Genomic DNA, 18765 nt, shown 5'->3' with positions numbered 1-18765 from the left:
AGGCTTTTGAAACTGTTAATTTGAGTGACATAATTGGCTGGTTTAAACATTGTGGTTATTGTATTGCATCCAAGTGAGAACCGCTATAAACGTAATCGTTCAGCGGGTGGTCAGGCGATCGTCAATTAAAGAGACCAAAATCTGGTAATGTGAAATTTATGGAAGAAAAGCGCCCATCCTACATCGAGCAGATACCCCGTGTTGATTGGGAAAAAACGACCGCCAGTGCCAAGAAACTGGTAGAGGAGATGGGGCAGCAAATCGAAAGCTTAGAAAAACAATTGGCGGAAGTTCTCACAGTCCAGGAACAGCTATTTAATCGAATTTTAAGTAAATTGGGAGTGAACCATCGCACTCAAGCGGTGATTGTTGCAGCTAGACGAGGGATTGTCAATTTGTAAGCAATTGTACTTAAGTTGGTATCCAAGTTCAAACTTAAGTTCGAGCTGGTTTTCCATTTTAAGATGGATTGATTCATCAATCACTTTATTGTGCAAAAGTTTCAACTCTTAGTGGACGACAAGTTAGAGTCAATTGCATATGTTAAATTTATGTAAACATTGATAGCAATTTAGTTGCAAAATCTAAATTTCTTTTAGACACATCGCAGAAAGAGGGTTATATGGCAATCGCCCAAGGGGCACTGGCACCTTTGGAATCGCTTGCGATGAGTATTCTTTACCTCGGAAGTATCACTGAGCTCTGACCGTGACCACAGTTCGTGACTCGTCCCACCTTCAACATAGGATCGTTGAAGTATTTGGATTAACGCCTAGACTGACGTTAGCAGTACTGGGGCGATGTTGTCTCATAGGAGCTCGTTATGGCTGTAAAATTATTGCAAAATGCCATTACCAAATTGTCAAGTAGGCTTTCGCTGCGAACTGTTCTTATTGTTCCTTTGATGCTACAAATTTTCGGAACGGTGGGGTTGGTAGGGTACCTCTCCTTTAAGAGCGGACAACAGGCTGTTGATGACGTTGCAGTTCAACTGCGTCAAGAAATTAGTAATCGCGTTCAACATTATATGCAAGATTATCTAGAAGCTCCTCATCTCATCAATAAAATTAATGCTAACGCAATCAGATTGGGGATTTTAGATGTATCTAATGTAAAAGATACCAAATTTTTAGAACGGTACTTTACTCAACAAATTCAAGTATTTAACTCAGTCAGCTACATTTGTGTCGCAAACGAACAAGGCGGAATGATTGGAGCAAGTCGCCAAAATAATAGAACATTAAATGTCTACAGCACAGAAAATTTTGCTAGAGGTAACTTCGCCATTTATACTGCTGATAACAGTGGAAATCGAAAACAATTATTGAGTCTGACTCAAAACTATGATACGCGAACTAGACCTTGGTATATCACACCAGTTCAAGCAGGAAAGCCAACTTGGAGTGAGATTTATACCTATGTGGGTGAGGACAATATGGGCATTTCTGCAGGCTTGCCCTTCTACGACTCCACGGGTAAATTGAAAGGGGTTTTAGCAACTGATTTAGTCATTTCACAAATTAGTACTTTTTTACAACGTATAAGAGTTGGCGAATCAGGAACAATTTTTGTGGTTGAGCGCTCAGGACTTTTGGTAGCTTCCTCAGCCTCTGAAAAACGGTTTTTTCTGAATCAAAATCATCAAAAGGCTCGGCGAGTCAAAGCAACCGAAAGCACAGTACCTCTCGTTCAAAATACCGCCAAATATCTGGTAGAGCGCTTTGGTAACTTTAATAACATCAGTGGAAGTCAACAAATTGATTTTACAATCGAGAGGCAGCGCCACTTTTTACAGCTAACCTCGTTAAAGGATGGACGAGGAATAGATTGGCTGATTGTAGTTGTCGTTCCAGAAGCCGATTTTCTAAAGCAAATTCATGCCAACACTCGCACGACAATTTTCTTATGTATTATTGCCTTAATCGTAGCAATATCAATTTGTATTCTGACTGTTCGGTGGATCACAGACCCCATTCTCAGATTAAATCAATCGGCAAAGGTGCTTGCAAGAGGCGAGTGGAATCAAACCGTTAACATTGAACGCTCCGATGAGTTAGGGGAATTGGCAAAATCGTTTAACAGCATGACTTGCCAAGTGCAAACTTCTTTTAATGAGATGAAAGCATTGAATGAAGCTTTATCGCGAAGCGAGAAACGATTTCAAATGATTGCTCAAGTCACTAATGATGCCATTTGGGATTGGGATTTACTGACCGATTATGCTTGGTGGAATGCAGGCATTCAAACAATTTTTGGCTATACGGTTAATGAAATACATCCTTACACCAATTGGTGGTACGAGCGAATTCATCCTGAAGATCGAGAGCGAGTGATTTTAGGAACTCCTCATGTGCTTGATGCCAACAACGCTGAACAATTTTGGTCTGCTGAATATCGTTTTCGTCGAGCAGATGGCTCTTATACATACGTGGCAGATCGCGGCTTTGTTATTCGTGACGATCATGGAAAGCCGATTCGCATGATTGGGGGAATGACCGATATTACTCAACGTAAACAAGCCCAAGAACTATTAGCAGATTACAACCGAACATTAAAACAACAAGTCGCTGAGCAAACGGTCGAACTTGCACGAGAAAAGAAATTTCTACAAGTCATTATTGATCGTATTCCTGTAATGATTACACTTTATGAGGCAAATGGACGAATACAATTTGTTAATCGTGAGTTAGAACAATGTTTGGGATGGTCTTCAGTAGAACTTGAGAAAATTGACTTGTTAGCAGAATGTTGTCCTGATTTGGAACAACGTCAACAAGTGTTAGAACATATGTTAGGTGCTACCGAAAAATGGCTAGACATCAAGATTAGAACAAAAGATGGTCGTTACATTGATACATCTTGGGCAAATATTCGACTTTCAAATGGAATAAATATCGGTATTGGGCAGGATATTAGCAACCGCAAACGGGCTGAAGAAACCTCGATTTTAGAAGAACGCAACCGCATGGCGCGAGAAATTCACGACACTCTAGCGCAAGCCTTTACCGGCATTCTACTGCATGTGGGAGCAGCGACACAAGTGCTAATCGATGATTTAGAAGCGACACAGGCACATCTGGAAATGATCAATGAATTGGCACAAACTGGGCTTGCCGAAGCCCGTCGTTCAGTGGCAGCACTCCGTCCCCAGCTATTGGAAGATGGCAGCTTGCATAACGCCCTTCATCGTCTGGTGACTCAGATGAGAGCCGCTACCGATACTGCTATGATCTACGAAATCAAAGGCACAGCCTATCCCTTGCCTAACGAGGTTGAGAACAACTTACTACGGATTGCACAGGAAGCATTAACCAATGCCATAAAATACGCTGATGCTTGTGAGATTCGTGTTGAGATAGTGTATGAGAATACACAATGTATCTTGCGCGTTAAAGATGATGGACTCGGTTTTGGGGTTGGTAGCATACCAAGAGTTGGCGGATTTGGATTGCTGGGAATGAGCGAGCGGGCAGAAAATATTGGAGCACAACTGACGATTGGAAGTCAACCTGGGCAAGGAACTGAAATTGTTGTCATTATCAATCGAGACTAAGAATTAGGACTTACACATTGAATCATCAGGATTAGAGGCTGTCTGAGAAGTTAAAAATGTCATGCTGTTCGCGAACGCGAGTGCGTGCGCTTTGCGCGAGCGCGTGCCGAAGGCATACGAAGCGACAGCACAAGTATTGCATCTTAAACCACAACGGAAAATTGGGATTCTGAGTCCCAAGGGGACACGCTTCGCGTTGGCGAAGCCTGCGCTTTGCGCTTACGCTCCACTTCGTTACGTATGCCCTACGGGCACGCTACGCGAACAGAATGACAAAATATACCTTAACCATACTTTTCAGATAAGCCTACTACTTGGCATCTTTAATACTCAAATTTCTCTGTATAACTATAATTATGCAAAAAAATCTCTAGTTTTCGCTACAAAATTAGATGCGCTTACCCTGTATGATTTAGGATTGCTATAAAATACATTATTTATCAATAATAAAGGACATTAAAAGTAAAAAATAATACTGTAAACCAAGCGCTTTCACATAAAATTTTAATTTATGAATTATTATTGATTTATTTAAAATCAATCGATTAAAAACCTCTACTAAATATTATTCAGTTTTTTGTCTAGAAGGTAATTTTGATTGGATTATGTTATAAATATCCTCTTGAAATTGGTTTGACGTTAATTTATCAGGAATTTCTGCTGCTAATATTTCGATGAGTTGCGATGGTGAACAATATGGAAAAACCGCTAACACTTCATTAATAATTAAACTTGCTATTGGTCCAATAAACTTAGTAAGTTCTTGCTGAATAAGTTCTAAAAGCTCAAAGTTGCTATTTACAGAAGAATTTTCCATAAAATTCTGTATACTATAATTGAGAAATTTATTATTCTTAACAGAAGTATTGTTTACTGCTATTTTAGTAAGTATTTTCATCAAAATATCGCTAATCTTTGCCGCTATTAATGGAGTTTTCATTAAAACATGAGCAGAAGATTCGACAGGAACAGTTGATTCTTGTTGCTCTATATACTCTGCCAAATCTAAGTTGATATACATAGGTATTTGTGGATGAATGTCGCCATTTGTAGCATTTTCTTGTCTAAGTTCTCGTTCTAATTTTTGTAAAATTAATAATTCTTCTAATGCTTTCTTAGTTTTTTTTTCTTGTTTTTGCTTTTGGAAACTTTTAATTCCTTGTATTCGAGGTAGAAATGTAAAACGAGGTAAAACAGGTGAATGACTGTGTAGGCGATTCAATAAAAAAAGAATTTCTTTAGCGGAATGGAAGCGTGCGTTTGGTACTTCTGCCAGCATTTTTTCTAAAATAACCGCAAAATCTTCAGAGATATTGACTTGAGAGCGCCATTGCCAATTTAGTGATTCATCTAAGAGAAAATGTGGCATTTTCCCCGTTAAAAGAACCACTGCACAAACACCAAGTGCATAGAGATCGCTAGAAGGATAGGATTGTCCTAAACGTAGCTGTTCAGGTGGAGAATAGCCAAACTTTCCGACTACTGAATTGCGAATTGAGTTATAAAGATTTAGAGAATCAGGAGACATAATCTGGGTACAATTCTCTTGAACTACCCCAAAATCAATCAGCACGGGTTTAGATTGATTATGAGGTAACATGATATTCTCTAGTGAAATATCTCTGTGAATTATTTGGCGCTCGTGGAGATATTCTAAAACTGGTAATATATCTATCAACCATGTTCTCACTTCTGTTTCAGAAAATGGCTCACCTTTCTGTACGATGCGATCAGATAAAATTTCTGAATAAGTTTTGCCGTCAATATATTCCTGAACGATGAAGATTCGTTGATTATCCGTAAACCAAGCTAAAAATTTGGGAATTTGAGGATGCTGAATTTGGTATAAAACTTTTGCTTCACGCTCGAACAACTCCTTGCATTTACAGAGGTTTTCTTCTTTTGATGTTGTTGGTACAAACTCTTTCAAAACACAAACTTCATTAAATCGCTCATTGTCGAATGCTAGGTAAGTTCGTCCAAATCCTCCCTTACCAAGAAATTTATGAATCTGATAGCGGCTGTGTATTACAGTTGTTGGCTCAATTTCTGAAATCATTTCTTCTACATCATTGATTTGAATAAACAGCATTTTTTGTTTAATAGTGTTAAAACTCAGCAATTATGCAGAAATTTGACTGTGTATAAGTAAGTAGGCGAGAAAAAATCAAAGTATGTAACGAGAAGTAAACCTTGGAAACTAGCTCATAATAAGCACTTTAGCGCCTACTACATGCTTTGCAATAGTGAGGAGGCGAAGTCTCCAAACCCTCGTTCGTTACCAGGTTCAACCTGGTAACGAGATATTAAAGCCTCTGGCTCTTGTTGAGAATGGTGAATAAGCGAGAAAGCAGGTAACCGTTCAGGGGGGTGTTCATGCGATCGTAAACATGGCAGGCAAAATTTGGTAATGTTACAAGAGGTTAGTAGCCCAACAAAGCCAAGGTTCATGCGATCGTAAAGATGGCAGGCAAAATTTGGTGATGTTACAACAGATTAGTAGCGCAGTTAGTGGAACGTCCAATAGAAATAGTTGAGTATCATCGTTACAGTTATCAGTGTCAGCATTGTGATGCAATACAAACTATGGAGTTTTTTCCCAATCTTCTTGAGGGATCTGCTGTAGATAGACTGGGCGCTGTTCTTTCATAACTCTCAATTTACCAGACTTTGACCCCCATTTTTACTTTCACCTTTTTTACCCCCCTGAACGGTTACAGAAATTTTGAGTAAGCGACTGCATAAAATAATTGGCTTACCCCTATCGAAATATAGAAGCAAGATGATTCGTAATTAATAATTCCTAATTCGTAATTGAAGAGTCATTGCGAATCACGGTTTACGAATTACAAACACCAATTCCTAAAATCTAGCAAATAATAACTAAGGTTGACCTCCAATGGACATTTTTCGCAACCCAGTAAGCTTTGATACGAAGTCAAAAAAATTGAAGGTAGCTTTAATGGTTCCTGTAGGATTAGCAGCTATTGCTGTGCCGATCTATATTTTTTCCACTAGCTCTAATTTAAGTTCGCAACTTAAAAAGCAGAGTAATGTAGCGCCAACAGTTCCAGTTCAAAAACCTGTAAATCCAACTATTGCAGCTTTAGGACGCATTCAAACAAAGGATAAAATCGTTAACCTATCTGGACCATCTGCTTTGCAAACTGCCAGGTTAGATAAGGTTTTGGTAAAAGAAGGCGATAATGTTCGTCGTGGACAATTAATTGCTATTCTTGATAACGTCAGCCAACTGCAAGCAACCGTAGACAAAGCCCAAATGGGCGTTCGAGTCACTCAAGCGCAACTTGATCAAGCCAAAGCAGGGACTACAAAACAAGGAGAAGTTGCCGCCGGGCAAGCACGTATCGCAGATTTAGAAGCCCAGTTTCAAGGGGGTATTACTGTTCAAAAAGCTAAAATAGCTGGCTTGGAAGCGCAACTGAAAAATGCAGAGACTGAGTACGCACGCTATCGATCATTGTACGACCAAGGCGCAATATCTGCAGTTACAAACGATACTAAACTTTTAGCAGTAAAAACTTTACAAGCGCAACTCAAGGAAGCTAAAAGTTCGCTTAATCAAACTTTATCATCGTTTCCCAACCAGATTCAAGAAGCTAAAGCTACCTTAAAAAAGTTAAAAGAAGTACGTCCTGTAGATGTGCAGGTTGCTCAAAGCGAGTTGGAAAAAGCAAAGGCATCCGTCCTGGAAGCAAAAGCAAATTTAGATTTGGCTTATGTGAGAGCGCCGATGGATGGAAAGATTTTGAAAATTCACACTTTTCCAGGAGAAACTATTAGCGAAAAAGGGATAGTTGAGCTAGCTCAAACGCAGCAAATGTATGTTAATGCTGAAATTTACGAAACTGATATCAGCAAAATAAAAGTAGGTCAAAAAGCTTCGATATCGAGTCGCGCATTACCGAAACTATTAACTGGAACCGTTGAGAAAGTAGGTGTCCAAATAGGAAAGCGAAATGTTGTGAGCAATGACCCTACAATAAATATTGATTCAAGGATTGTAGAGGTAAAAATTCGCTTAAAATCTAGCGATATTAACGAAGCTGCTAAGTTCATTAATTTGCAGGTTGATGTCAAAGTTGAAACTAATTCAAATAGTTAAGATTATAGGAGAATACTAAATAATGAGCGCTACAACACCCGTTGCTTGGTTGCAACTAATCCATCGCAAAGCTCGCTTATTAGTTACAATTACTGGCGTGACCTTTGCTGTAATGTTAATGTTTATTCAATTGGGTTTTCGAGACGGACTTTTTGAAGATGCTGTCACCTTTCATAAAAAATTACAAGCAGATTTAGTGTTGCTGCATCGCGATACAGAGCTTTTTTTTGAAATGAAAGAGTTTCCACGGCGCTATTTGTATAACATTTCAGCAGTCGATGGAATAGCCTCAGTTAATCCTTTCTACCTTTCCATGGCAAATTTCAAAAATCCTAAAACTTTTGTCAAAACACCGATAGTTATTTGCGCTTTTACGCCAGATAAGCCTGTGTTTAAAATACCAGAAATCAATCAACAAACAGAAGCGATAAAAGCAGCTAACACCGTATTATTTGATAGACTTTCTCGACCGGAATTTGGCCCAATTGTTGAAAACCTGGAAAAACATGGAGAAGTGATAACAGAAGTATCTAATCACCAAACTAGAATTGGAGGATTATTTTCTCTAGGAGGTGGGGTGATGTCGGCGAATGGTGCTATCATCACCAGTGATTTAAACTTCTCTGAAATCGTTAACCACCCATTAGAAAAAGTTCATATGGGAGTTATTCAACTCCAACCAGGTGTTGACCCGCAAAGTATCATTAAAAAAGTCTCAAAAGACCTACCTCGAGATGTGAAGTTAATGACTTTAGAAGACTTCATGCAACTTGAGAAAGACACTGTAGCACAATCTACACCCATCGGATTTATTTTTAATATGGGTACAGTGATAGGATGTGCATTTGGTGGCATCATTGTTTATCAAATTCTGTACACACAAATTTCTGACAGTTTAGTTATCTATGCCACATTTAAAGCAATCGGATATGCAAATTCATACATGGTAAAAGTGGTTTTGCAACAAGCATTTTTAATGTCCTTAATTGGATACATCCCTGGATTTGCTTTATGCATATATATATATAGCTTTGTTCAAGATGCGACTCGGTTGCCAATGTTTATGACGATAACTAGAGGTGTCATGGTGATGGTACTAACAATTGTTATGTGTTCCATAGCCGGAATGTTAGCGATGAGTAAACTTCGCTCTGCCGACCCAGCCGAACTTTTTGGATAAAGTCTACCAATTTTCAATGAATAATTTGTGGTTTGTAATTAACTCCACAATTTAGAGCAAAGCGTCTCAATCAAAGAGTTTACTGAATTTTGAAGTTTCAATTCTTAATTCTGATACCAAGCATTTATTAATCTTCTATCTTTAAGGTAATCATCATGTTTCCATCTCCTATTATCTCAGTTCAATACCTTAACCATTACTTTGGAAAAGGTACATTACGGAAACAAGTTTTATTTGATGTCAGTTTATCAATTGACTCTGGTGAAATTGTTATCTTAACAGGTCCTTCTGGTTCAGGAAAAACAACTTTATTAAGCTTAATGGCTGGTTTACGTACTGTACAAGAAGGTAGCGTAAAAGTATTGGGAAGGGAAATCTATCGCGCCAGCAATCAAAAGCTATTACAACTACGTCGTCAGATTGGATATGTTTTCCAAAAGCATAATTTAGTACCCTTCCTAACCGCAAGTCAAAATGTACAAATGACTATGGAATTAGGTAAAAATATGTCTCGTAAAGAAATGTGTCGTGAGGCAGAAGCGATGCTGGAATTAGTAGGTTTAAAACACCGTATTAATTATTATCCTGAGCAACTTTCTGAAGGACAAAAACAACGTGTGGCATTTGCACGGGCGTTAGTTACTAAACCTCAATTAATTCTTGCTGATGAACCAACAGCATCACTCGATAAAGCAAGTACTCACACTGTAGTCGAAACCTTAAAAAATCTTGCCAAATATCATGGTTGTTCCATTCTCTTAATTACTCATGACAATCGCATTCTTGATATGGCTGACCGTATTATTCACATGGAAGATGGTTACTTAAAGAATAATGTTCGCATTGCTTGATAAACTGATTTGCTTACACCAGCAAAATTTCATTTTTCTCAATCTAAACAAACATTAACGTTAATTCTAGGAGATATTTCTCATTGCATCTACACTGAACAATTAAATCACATACAGCGGGAAACCCGCCTGCTTTCGTAACCGTCAACAGCCAACTAATACGTCACTTTAGGCGTCAAAGATAGCCTCTCCACCGGGTTACGATTCAGGGCTTGTTTGATATTACTGATTTGTGTGCCATCTGGTTGCACTGTTGCCGAAAATTCAAAGATTAGCCGCAGCGATACATCGGCTTTGATATCAGGACTACCTAACAAGGTGTTGACAGGATCTTGGAAACTCTGAAATCCTTTGACAGAACCTTGATATTCTTATCTTATAAATTGTTCCCCAACGGTAATGGTTGCCGTTTGGTCGATTTGCAAGGGAAATTTCCCCAACAGTGGGAAAGCCGTCATTAGCTTGCGGTAATCCATGACTTGATCCACAGAAATTGCCAGAGATTTTATCGCCTGGACTTTATTGTCCTGAATGCGATCGCCCAATTCATTAAACACCCTATCCAGGGTACCATCCAAGTCAAATTCTTCTAGTTTTACCTGGAATAAGCCAAATGTCCATGTACCAGTTCCAACTGGTTTCAAATTTCAAATAAGTTATTTTCCGCAATAAGACCCATGAGGGAAAAGAGTTACGCTAACAGCGCCACGCCTGGGCTTTTTACCATTTTACGCCTAATATAGCCAAAATCTCTTTAACTGGCGCTTTTTGAGCTTCTAGCTCTTCAATTCTCTTTAATAACCCTTTTGGAATATACCTACTCTTTTTGACCAGGCGATCGCCATCTTTCCAAAACTCGTAGTGATACCAAGCTTGAGGATAATCTTTGCCGTGAAGGGTAATAGTTTTCCACTGAATTGAGCCACTGCCTAACCCCTTGTCTCGTCTTGTTTTACTAGGGCTGTCTTTACTGGTGGTTGCTTCCACCTGTCCCCCATCGTTACTAGGGCTATCTTTAAGGGACACACATGAAGGCTCTTCCTGAGTACTAGGGCTTTTTTTACTGGTGGTTATTTCATTGTTACTAGGGCTGTTTATAATATCCCCCAGTAATGTGTTTTTACTAGGGCTTGGCACAACACCCAGTAATCCCAAAATCTCTATTACTGGTCGTTTCTGTTCCTCTGCTTCTTGAATAACGCCTCGTAATTGCTTAGGGATGTACTTGGTTCTCTTCAGACCGTTTTCCTTCCAGTGATAATAAGCCTGGGGGTATTCCTTTCCATTCTTGGTAATGGTGCGCCAATAAATAGTGCCGTTACCCTCACCCCAATTTCTGCGCTTTTTACTAGGGCTGCCATTACTGGGGGATATATGGGACTTAGAGGAGTTTGTACTAGGGCTGTCTTTACTGGGGGGTATCTCTATCTGTTCGGAGTCTTTACTAGGGCTATTTTCGATATCCCCCAGTAAAAATTCAGAGACACCCCACTCATCATCTGTTCTTTGTTGGGCTTCCTCCTTATATAGAAGTTGAGCTGGTAGGTGAATGACGCCATACAACTCAAAGACTTCTCTAAACAGCTGGGCATTATCACCCCAGTAAATTAAGCAGTGAGATTGTCGTGCTGGTAACTTTGGCTTGTAGTTGGTATCCAAAAACTTGATTCTGCCCGAACACAAGTAGACGGGCTGAGTCGCAAGCACCGGACTGCACAAGAGCGGCAGTCCGAACTGTAGGTTGCTGCTCTCGCCGTCAAAACCCAGTATCCAGCCATTAGGGCGGAAGGTTTCGACGGTAGTTTGAGGAATCGGCTCTTTCATCATTCCAAATTCCTGATAATTCCATAGGATTTGTCGAAGAACATAGTTGCCGTGCCTGTATCGCCATGCCGTGCCTTAGCCATGATTAGTTCTAGGATTCCTTGGTCTAGAGTGTCCGGGTTGTAGTACTCGTCCCGGTAAGCGAGTATTATATTGTCTGCTACCATCTCTAAGATTCCCGACTGGCTGAGATCGCTCATCATTGGGCGCTTGTTTTGCCTTCCCTCAACTGCTCTAGAGATTTGAGAAAGTGCCAAGACGGGAACATCTAATTCCCCTGCCATTTTGTAAAGTCCCCTCGCCACATCTCCTAGTTCGTAGCTCCGGTTGCCTCCAGTGTCCTCTGCCATCATTTGCAGGTAATCAACTACAACCAACCCCAGCTTGCCTTCTTTTGCCTTGACCTGACGGCATTCGGAAGCAATTCCAGAAACGGTAATGCCTCTTGAGTTATTGATGTACAGCGGTAGTTCTCTTGCAATACCAACGATTTTGGCAATGCTGCTAAATTCCCATTCCTCTAAAGGTTCAAATCCTGCCCGGTGTCTGCGGATGCGATCGCTTCTTAAGGGTATCAAGCCGAAATGCCTGTAGGCAGCTAAAACACTAATTAAACTCCACAGTCTGTACTCCAGCTGCTTCTTAGTCATCTCTAGGGAAAAGATAATGACAGGTAGGTTGTGGAGCAGTATCATTTGGAGAGCCAAAAAAAGTGCAATCTGGCTCTTTCCCATTGACGGTCTCCCGGCAACTATAGTGAGCGTGCCGCCTTCAAATCCCACCATCAAGTTATCGAGTTCATAAAGCCCTGTAGGGTAAATGGGGCTAGATGACTGTAATTGCTCGTAAGCAGCAATATTAATCGTGCTGTTATGTTCGGTGTTTGAACAAAATTTTTGGTGAGAAACTTGGAAAACTTTCTGCTCTGATTGGTCGAGGATAATTGGTAACTCAGTTTCTGTCTCGTAACCCAGATGGACAATTTCATTACCGGCTTTAATTAACTGCCGCCGTAGATATTTCTCCATTACCAACGCGGCTAGGGTGTCGATGTTGACAGCACTGACTGTACAGTCTACGAGGGAGACTAGTTTATTTCTACCGCCAATGCGAGCGAGTAAGTCATGGTCTGCAAGCCAATTTATGACCGACAGCAAGTCCGTAGGTTTGCCGAGTCGGTGAAGGCGCAGTGCTGCTTGATAGATATCTTTGTGAGCAGTAATGTAAAAAGCTTCTGGAACCAGATGATCGCTCACCCTGCTAACCGCTTCTGGATCTAGCATTATCCCGCCCAAAATCGCCTCTTCCGCCTCAATGTTTTGTGGTGGCAATCGGTCAGTCATACTTCACCCTGCAAGCCAAGCATAGCTTGCTGACGCTGTTCCTCAATTTCTTGTTGAAACTTTTTGGCAATATGTCGGCTGCTTTGGTTGTTTTTAGATTTGTTGATTTGTGTTTTTTGCTTCGCCAAGAATTTTTGGTAATAAACCTCCCAACGGTTTTTTCCGGCTTTGTTGCTATGAGCTAACCAAGCCTCTATGTCGTTGACAGGTTGGCTGAGATTTTTTGTAAGTTCCTCACAGAAATTCAAAAAATTCGCTCGCTGGCTTTCTGAGAGAGTCTGAATAAATTCTGAATAATCTGAATATATCTGAGACTCTTTATAAACCTTACGTTGTAAGGGTTTTGGGCTACGTTTTTCTGAAGTCTCAGAATTATTTCTGGATTCTCGGAATTTTTTCTGGGTTTCTGGAATTTTTTCTGAAGTCTCAGAATTTTTTCTGGATTCCCAGAAATTTTCTGGATTCTCAGAATCAGACTCTTGTTGAGAATTTACCCATTCTATGGTGACTTTGCCTGACTTGATGTTGATGGCATGGTTTTCTTTGAGTTTGGCGATCGCTTCATAGACACTGCTTTCTGGAAGAAGCCATCGTAGTGCAAACTCTTTGGGAATAACTGTAATCGGGCGATCGCAGAAAGGGTTTTCGTACCTAAGCGCTAAATGAACAAAGGCAGCATTGTTGATTAGCTTGGTTTTCCGCAGGGCAATAAGTTCGGCTTTTTGAAGGGGGTAAAATTCGCCCTGTATCCTACCCTGTTTATCTCTCTGTGGTTTGGGTATCATGGCTTCACCTCCTCAAAGGTCACAACAACGTTGAATTCTTCGCAGGTAGCAGAGGCTAGTGCCAGTTTCGCTAAATCAGTACGACCAAAAAGGTGAATACGCTTGCTGTGTTCTGGGAAAAAGGCAGAGTAAGCAAGGATTTTGCCCAGTGCTTCTTTCCAATCACTAATATCCTTAATCTCAATAACTCCAGATTCAGTAAGTAGGTCAATGCGACCCACGGCAGTGACTACCTCAACCTGACCGCCCAATTCGGCTTGGAGACGCTCGCGTATTCGGCGCTCAGTATCCGCGTATTTTGACGAACTAAAAGCAAACCACTTTGGCAGCAACTCAAGAGTCTTGAGCTTTCGTAAGTCTTTCTCTACGGTGTCAACGCTTGCCCCAATTCGTTCTGCTATCTCAGCAAGGGTAGGAAGATTTTGATAAAGTTCCCTTGCATCCTGCACTTCATCAAATAAAGAATCAACAACTTTTAGGTAAATCCACAAACGAATTTGGGAACCTATCAGCTTGTTTGAGATAATGACTGCTACATCAGCTTTGGTAATATCTATAACGCCAGGGATTTCTAGGTTAAGTCCTATAGAGGTGTGTCTTTGGCGCTTTTTAGTCATCACTGCACCTCCTCGAAAGTCACGAGAACTGCGAACTCCCAACAGGTTTGGGTTGCAAGTGCCAGCTTTGCTAAGTCCTGTTTTCCAAATAGGTGAATGCATTTGCTATGTTCAGGAAAAAATGCTGAGTAAGCCAGTATCTTTCCTAGAGCTTCCTTCCAGTCATTGATGTTTTTGATTTCAATAACCTCAGATTCGGTAAGCAGGTCAATGCGACCTACAGCTGTGACTACTTCCATCTCACCACCAAGTTCTGCTCTTAGTCGCTGGCGTATTTTGGCTTCAGCATTATCTTGCTCCCTAAATTGAACCTCAAAGCATTCAGGTAGCCAATTTTTCTCTTTTAAAGGCAGTATTGCTCGACTGACAGTGCTTTTATCCCTTTTCAAATCAGATGCAATGACGCTACATGAGATACTTATCCTTTCATAGCTAGGGTTGACTGTTTTGAGATAGTAAAGGACATCTACTTCTGCTGGTTTTAGTTCCCGGTTGGCTCTTAACCATTCCTCATGCTGAAGTGGGTAAAACTTCCCTTGAATTTTGGAATTGTTCTGCGTCATAATTTCCTTAGTAATGACAAATTTCCAGCCCCTGTCCTGCCAGACTGGGGCTACTTTTCAAGGCTATTGGCTTTCAGCTATTCCTTGATGGCTGCCGAAAATTGCTTAACTTGTGCCTCAAAGGTATCGCCATGTAAGCTAGTAGTACCTGAAGTTGTGCCCTACTTCCTTTAAGATGATGTTATATGTTTCAGTAAGAGTAAGTCGTTGGCTCAGTTTAGCGAGAGGAAATCCTTTGCTACCATTGAGTTATCCATGTCTTTAAAAATCCTAATACAGTTCTCTTTAAATATCGCATACTATAACAACTACCTAATCCTATAATTGGCTTGGCAATGCAAAATTTTGTAACAGAGGAAACTCCTCTTTACCAGCAACTATTTGACGAGATGTTCGACAGGTTTAACCTTTCGGCAAAAGTTGTAGCCAAGCAAGCTGGAGTTTCAGAGGTGCTAATTTCCAGATTTCGTAAGGGAAAGGCTGATTTGGGAACTGGAAAGTTTCTCGCATTGCTAGGGGCTGTTCCTACGGAAGCGCGGGAGTGGTATTTGTCTCAGTTGCTAGGGGCGAAGCCTGGGGTGAGCCTACGAGTGCTTGTATCTGCTGCTTCTCCTGCAGAAAGAGTGGAAATCCTTAACTTAATTGGCCATTCTTTCCTAGAAGACCGTAAAACTATTGAGCCAAGTGAATTGATGTCACAAGCAGTATGATAGTGAGCAATCCCACTTTATGGGTGAACATAGGGGATGTCGGTGGATGTGGACGTGTTACCTGCCCACATCCACGACTGGGAGGAGTCACCCCTTCGGGGAAGTCAAAAGTCACGCATTCAAAAGTCACGCATTGAAGACCCCACGGATGAATCCAGGGGCTTGAATAAAGTTGCTCCGCATTTTTTATTTTCCATAAATAAATTTAGGGGCTTGTATCCTTTTCTTTTTCGGTCACCCCTTCGGGGAAGTCAAAAGTCACCCCTTCGGGGAAGTCAAAAGTCACGCATTCAAAAGTCAAAGCTGTAGCCCAGATCCACCCCCCGCCCATAGATAATATCCGAATACCTTCGTTTTTGATGTTCAGTGCTGCATTACCATCACGATCATGATGAGTATTACACGATGGACAATCCCATTCACGAATATCGAGCGTTAACTCGTCTATGACATAACCACAGCATGAACAGGTTTTGGAATTGGGGAAGAACTTCCCTATCTCCACAAGTTGACCATCCTTGACTTTTAACTTGTAGTCTAGGAACTGTACTTTAGACTAAAAAGCAAACATAAGCGAGGGCAACAACTTCGTCTTCGCGGCTTGAAGTTTCCTGCCTCTGTATTTTGGTACTATTTTAAATGTAATAATAGTTGTAAATTTTTCCAGCCACTTACTTATGTCTAATAGCTTTGATTTAGCAGGAATTACCTTATCTGATGATATCAAATTACAACTTGAGTCTTTAGATTATATAAATCTATCGCCATCAGTATCAGAAAATTATTTAGATTATGACCATGATTTGCAGTTAAATTTAAACAAGATTTTTAATCTTAATAGTACAGTTCCATACATGGATATCGCACTTAAGACAATTATTTTTGAAATATTCGGTAATCATGAAATTACAATATCTGCACTAAAATATAGAGTTTATCAAAATGATAAAGAAATTGAAATCAGTTTTAAAGGATTAGTAAATGACCTAAATATTGAAGTAATTTTTGGCAAGAAAGCCATATTAAAATATAATTTATCTAAAAATTTTAGTTTTCAATCTATCACCAATCAATTTCCGATTATTAATGATTTCAAATTAAACAGCCCAGAGTTAATTATAGCTAATATTGACTCTTCTTTAATACATTCATCTTTAGGTTTTATTAACTTAAGCAGAGGATGTAACTTTATCGGAGATATTGATTTAAATAATGTCCATCCCATTTTCAGTACCTTAATTGATGAAGACATAGAAATTGCTTGCTTCAAAGCCATAATTAATTTTAATCCTGCGGGAGATTTTAGCTTAACAGGCAATATTCCTAGCGATATTCAGCTATTTTCTCAGCAACAATTTAAAGCTACTTTTAATAAATTACTCATTGGGTTAAATATTAGTGCTGATTTAGAGCCAAACTTCGCATTAACTGGAAATTTGATTCTTCAAGGCTACGATCCCACCCAAGAAAACGAACCTAAACTATTTCTCTCTGGTACTCTCTCCCTCGAACCCGAATCTTTAACAGCGTTCTTCTGTCAACAGAGCGAAAAATCTTGGTGTAATCCCTACGGGTTGGTAGGGACTGAACTTCGCCATGTCAGGTTTCAAGGAGGCGGAACGTATTTACCTCCTTACTTCGATAACTTTGGCTTTATTGGTGATTTGAAATGGGAAAAAACAGATCTTGAGGTAGCATTCCTCATGGATATTAATGATCCTGAAAGGTTAGCTTTAATTTTAAATCCCAGAGAATCGGTTAGCTTAATAGATTTGTGGCGAGGGCCAGTCACTTCCTTTCTTGCCAAACAGGTAGGCTATTCAGTTGATCTAGTTAACAAAGCACTAGAATTTTTAGGAAAATTGGTGAACTTAAACATTGAACGAATTGATGGCGATGGAGACGGAAAACTCAATCCTTTAATTAAATATGTTCCTTTTCCAACGACAATTGCAGGTCAAGCAATATCAGAAGGTTTGGAAATTAATGGCAAAATTAATGCTTGGGAGCGTGAGGCAACTCTAATTTTTCAAAGCGATAAAACGTTTAAGGATGTTAGGGGCTCGTTAAAAGTTTCGGAAATAGATTTAGGATTTTTGGAAATTAAGGGAACCGATGATAATAGTTTAGATTTAGCCTTAAAGATAACGCCTACCGAGCAGTATCTTCAAGGGGATGGTTATTTAGAAATTTTTGAGAACGAAATTGCCAACGTTGAATTTAAAGTTACACCTAACAATGCCACATTTAAAAACTTTGACCTAAATTTAGCCAATCTTTTAGCTATTGATGTTGATGCCTTGAGTATCGATATAAAATCTGGTAATGGTAGTGGTTCAGGAACGATTTCTGTTTTGGGTAACACCTTAGCAGGTATTACGTTTGATGTTACGCCAAATAGTATTGCTCTGAAGAATGTTCAGTTGAGTTTAGCTGGTTTCTTAACTTTCACTATTCCCAGCCTCACAGTTGACTTGTCAAAGCAAAGTGCATCAGGATCAGCAAATATTATTGCTTTTAATCAGTCTTTGGGTAGCGGCACGTTATTGTTTAACACTCAGAAAATTTCAATTAATAATGTAGCTCTTAATTTAGCCAATATTATAAAGCTCAATGTTCCTAGTTTTAAACTTGATTTAACTAGTAGAAAGCTTTTTGCTTTAGGCGATGTTACTCTGCTCAGTAAACAATTCACTGCGTTAGGTATCAGCCTGAGTGAAGATGGATTTCAAGCTATGAGTAATTTTAATTTTGGCATTTTAGCTTTCAACGGCGCTACAGTTACTTTAGGCAAAGGAACTAATGGTAATATTAATAACTCTGCCAGTCTTGCAGGAAACCTCAAGTTTTTAGGTTATACTTTTGCTAATATCACTGCTAGCTTGAGTAGCAAAAAAATAACGACATCAGGTAGGTTTAATTTTGCTGGCGTTCTGATACTGAAAGGAGTAAGCAATCAAAAAAATGCAACAATAATACTTAAGAAAGTCAAGAATGGATTATATTCAGTTAGTATCATAGGTAGCTTTTATTTGTTAGGTCAAGAGTTGACCTCATGGGCTATCAGTCATAACAATGGAACTGTAAAAATTTTAGGGATAAAAATCATCAATAACTCCAGCCGTACAAAAGCAATACATGAGTGATTTGGCACTCCTCAGCCTAAATTCGACTTTATCCATTTAGGCGGCATAGCCCAAGGTATCGGTTAAA

Annotated in this window: 14 protein-coding genes and 2 pseudogenes; 7 read left to right on the top strand and 9 right to left on the bottom strand. The window is 39.7% G+C overall.

Annotated elements, in window-relative coordinates:
• Window positions 1-317: 317 nt before the first annotated feature.
• Window positions 318-401 (top strand): annotated as a pseudogene (locus AACT52_RS26150) (DNA-binding response regulator); the annotation flags it as partial.
• 422 nt (window positions 402-823) lie between these two features.
• Entirely contained in the window at window positions 824-3553 is a 2730-nt protein-coding gene (locus tag AACT52_RS26145; RefSeq protein WP_073633947.1) for a PAS domain S-box protein, read from the top strand.
• 565 nt (window positions 3554-4118) lie between these two features.
• Here AACT52_RS26145 and AACT52_RS26140 read toward each other — a convergent pair.
• On the bottom strand, window positions 4119-5645 hold the full coding sequence (locus AACT52_RS26140) for a serine/threonine-protein kinase (protein WP_233154077.1): 1527 nt from the start codon (window positions 5643-5645) through the stop codon (window positions 4119-4121).
• Window positions 5646-6452: 807 nt separating this feature from the next.
• Between AACT52_RS26140 and AACT52_RS26135 the strand changes: the two genes are divergently transcribed.
• The 3 genes from AACT52_RS26135 (at window position 6453) to AACT52_RS26125 (ending at window position 9710) form a co-directional block, all read left to right on the top strand.
• Complete coding sequence (locus AACT52_RS26135; RefSeq protein WP_073633945.1) at window positions 6453-7679, top strand: ABC exporter membrane fusion protein; 1227 nt, start codon at window positions 6453-6455, stop codon at window positions 7677-7679.
• A 22-nt stretch (window positions 7680-7701) separates the two neighbouring features.
• Window positions 7702-8859: an ABC transporter permease DevC gene (gene devC / locus AACT52_RS26130; RefSeq protein WP_073633944.1), complete on the top strand. Its 1158-nt coding sequence runs from the start codon at window positions 7702-7704 to the stop codon at window positions 8857-8859.
• Window positions 8860-9014: 155 nt separating this feature from the next.
• Window positions 9015-9710 carry a DevA family ABC transporter ATP-binding protein gene (locus AACT52_RS26125; RefSeq protein ID WP_073633943.1) on the top strand — a complete coding sequence of 232 codons (696 nt, stop codon included), beginning with the start codon at window positions 9015-9017 and terminating at the stop codon, window positions 9708-9710.
• 155 nt (window positions 9711-9865) lie between these two features.
• Here the strand turns inward: AACT52_RS26125 and AACT52_RS26120 are convergent, their stop codons facing one another.
• The 7 genes from AACT52_RS26120 to AACT52_RS26090 all read right to left on the bottom strand — a co-directional run bounded on the left by AACT52_RS26120 (window position 9866) and on the right by AACT52_RS26090 (window position 14842).
• Entirely contained in the window at window positions 9866-10027 is a 162-nt protein-coding gene (locus AACT52_RS26120) for a hypothetical protein (protein WP_233154076.1), read from the bottom strand.
• A 54-nt stretch (window positions 10028-10081) separates the two neighbouring features.
• Window positions 10082-10354 (bottom strand): hypothetical protein, encoded by a 273-nt coding sequence (locus tag AACT52_RS26115; RefSeq protein ID WP_233154075.1) that lies wholly within the window; start codon window positions 10352-10354, stop codon window positions 10082-10084.
• A 76-nt stretch (window positions 10355-10430) separates the two neighbouring features.
• Complete coding sequence (locus tag AACT52_RS26110) at window positions 10431-11537, bottom strand: hypothetical protein (RefSeq protein ID WP_233154074.1); 1107 nt, start codon at window positions 11535-11537, stop codon at window positions 10431-10433.
• On the bottom strand, window positions 11534-12877 hold the full coding sequence (gene dnaB / locus AACT52_RS26105; protein WP_073633942.1) for a replicative DNA helicase: 1344 nt from the start codon (window positions 12875-12877) through the stop codon (window positions 11534-11536). The genes AACT52_RS26110 and dnaB overlap by 4 nt, the downstream gene beginning before the upstream one ends.
• The gene (locus AACT52_RS26100) at window positions 12874-13662 is read right to left on the bottom strand and encodes a hypothetical protein (protein WP_073633941.1); all 789 of its coding nucleotides are present in this window, start codon (window positions 13660-13662) and stop codon (window positions 12874-12876) included. The genes dnaB and AACT52_RS26100 overlap by 4 nt, the downstream gene beginning before the upstream one ends.
• Complete coding sequence (locus tag AACT52_RS26095) at window positions 13659-14279, bottom strand: hypothetical protein (RefSeq protein ID WP_073633940.1); 621 nt, start codon at window positions 14277-14279, stop codon at window positions 13659-13661. Before AACT52_RS26095 ends, AACT52_RS26100 begins: the two co-directional genes overlap by 4 nt.
• Window positions 14279-14842, bottom strand: coding sequence for a hypothetical protein (locus AACT52_RS26090; RefSeq protein ID WP_073633939.1), 564 nt, complete (start codon window positions 14840-14842; stop codon window positions 14279-14281). The genes AACT52_RS26095 and AACT52_RS26090 overlap by 1 nt, the downstream gene beginning before the upstream one ends.
• Window positions 14843-15177: 335 nt before the next feature.
• On the opposite strand from AACT52_RS26090, the gene AACT52_RS26085 reads away from it, so the two are divergent.
• On the top strand, window positions 15178-15552 hold the full coding sequence (locus AACT52_RS26085) for a transcriptional regulator (RefSeq protein ID WP_073633938.1): 375 nt from the start codon (window positions 15178-15180) through the stop codon (window positions 15550-15552).
• A gap of 205 nt (window positions 15553-15757) precedes the next feature.
• On the opposite strand, the pseudogene AACT52_RS26080 reads toward AACT52_RS26085, so the two are convergent.
• Window positions 15758-16090 (bottom strand): annotated as a pseudogene (locus AACT52_RS26080) (zinc ribbon domain-containing protein); the annotation flags it as partial.
• A 139-nt stretch (window positions 16091-16229) separates the two neighbouring features.
• Here AACT52_RS26080 and AACT52_RS26075 point away from each other — a divergent pair.
• Window positions 16230-18698: a hypothetical protein gene (locus AACT52_RS26075; protein WP_233154073.1), complete on the top strand. Its 2469-nt coding sequence runs from the start codon at window positions 16230-16232 to the stop codon at window positions 18696-18698.
• Window positions 18699-18765 lie beyond the last annotated feature (67 nt).

This window comes from Scytonema sp. HK-05 (assembly GCF_963872035.1).
In the GTDB taxonomy this organism is placed as follows: Bacteria; Cyanobacteriota; Cyanobacteriia; order Cyanobacteriales; family Nostocaceae; genus Kalymmatonema.
This window is presented reverse-complemented; position numbering and strand designations above follow the sequence as displayed.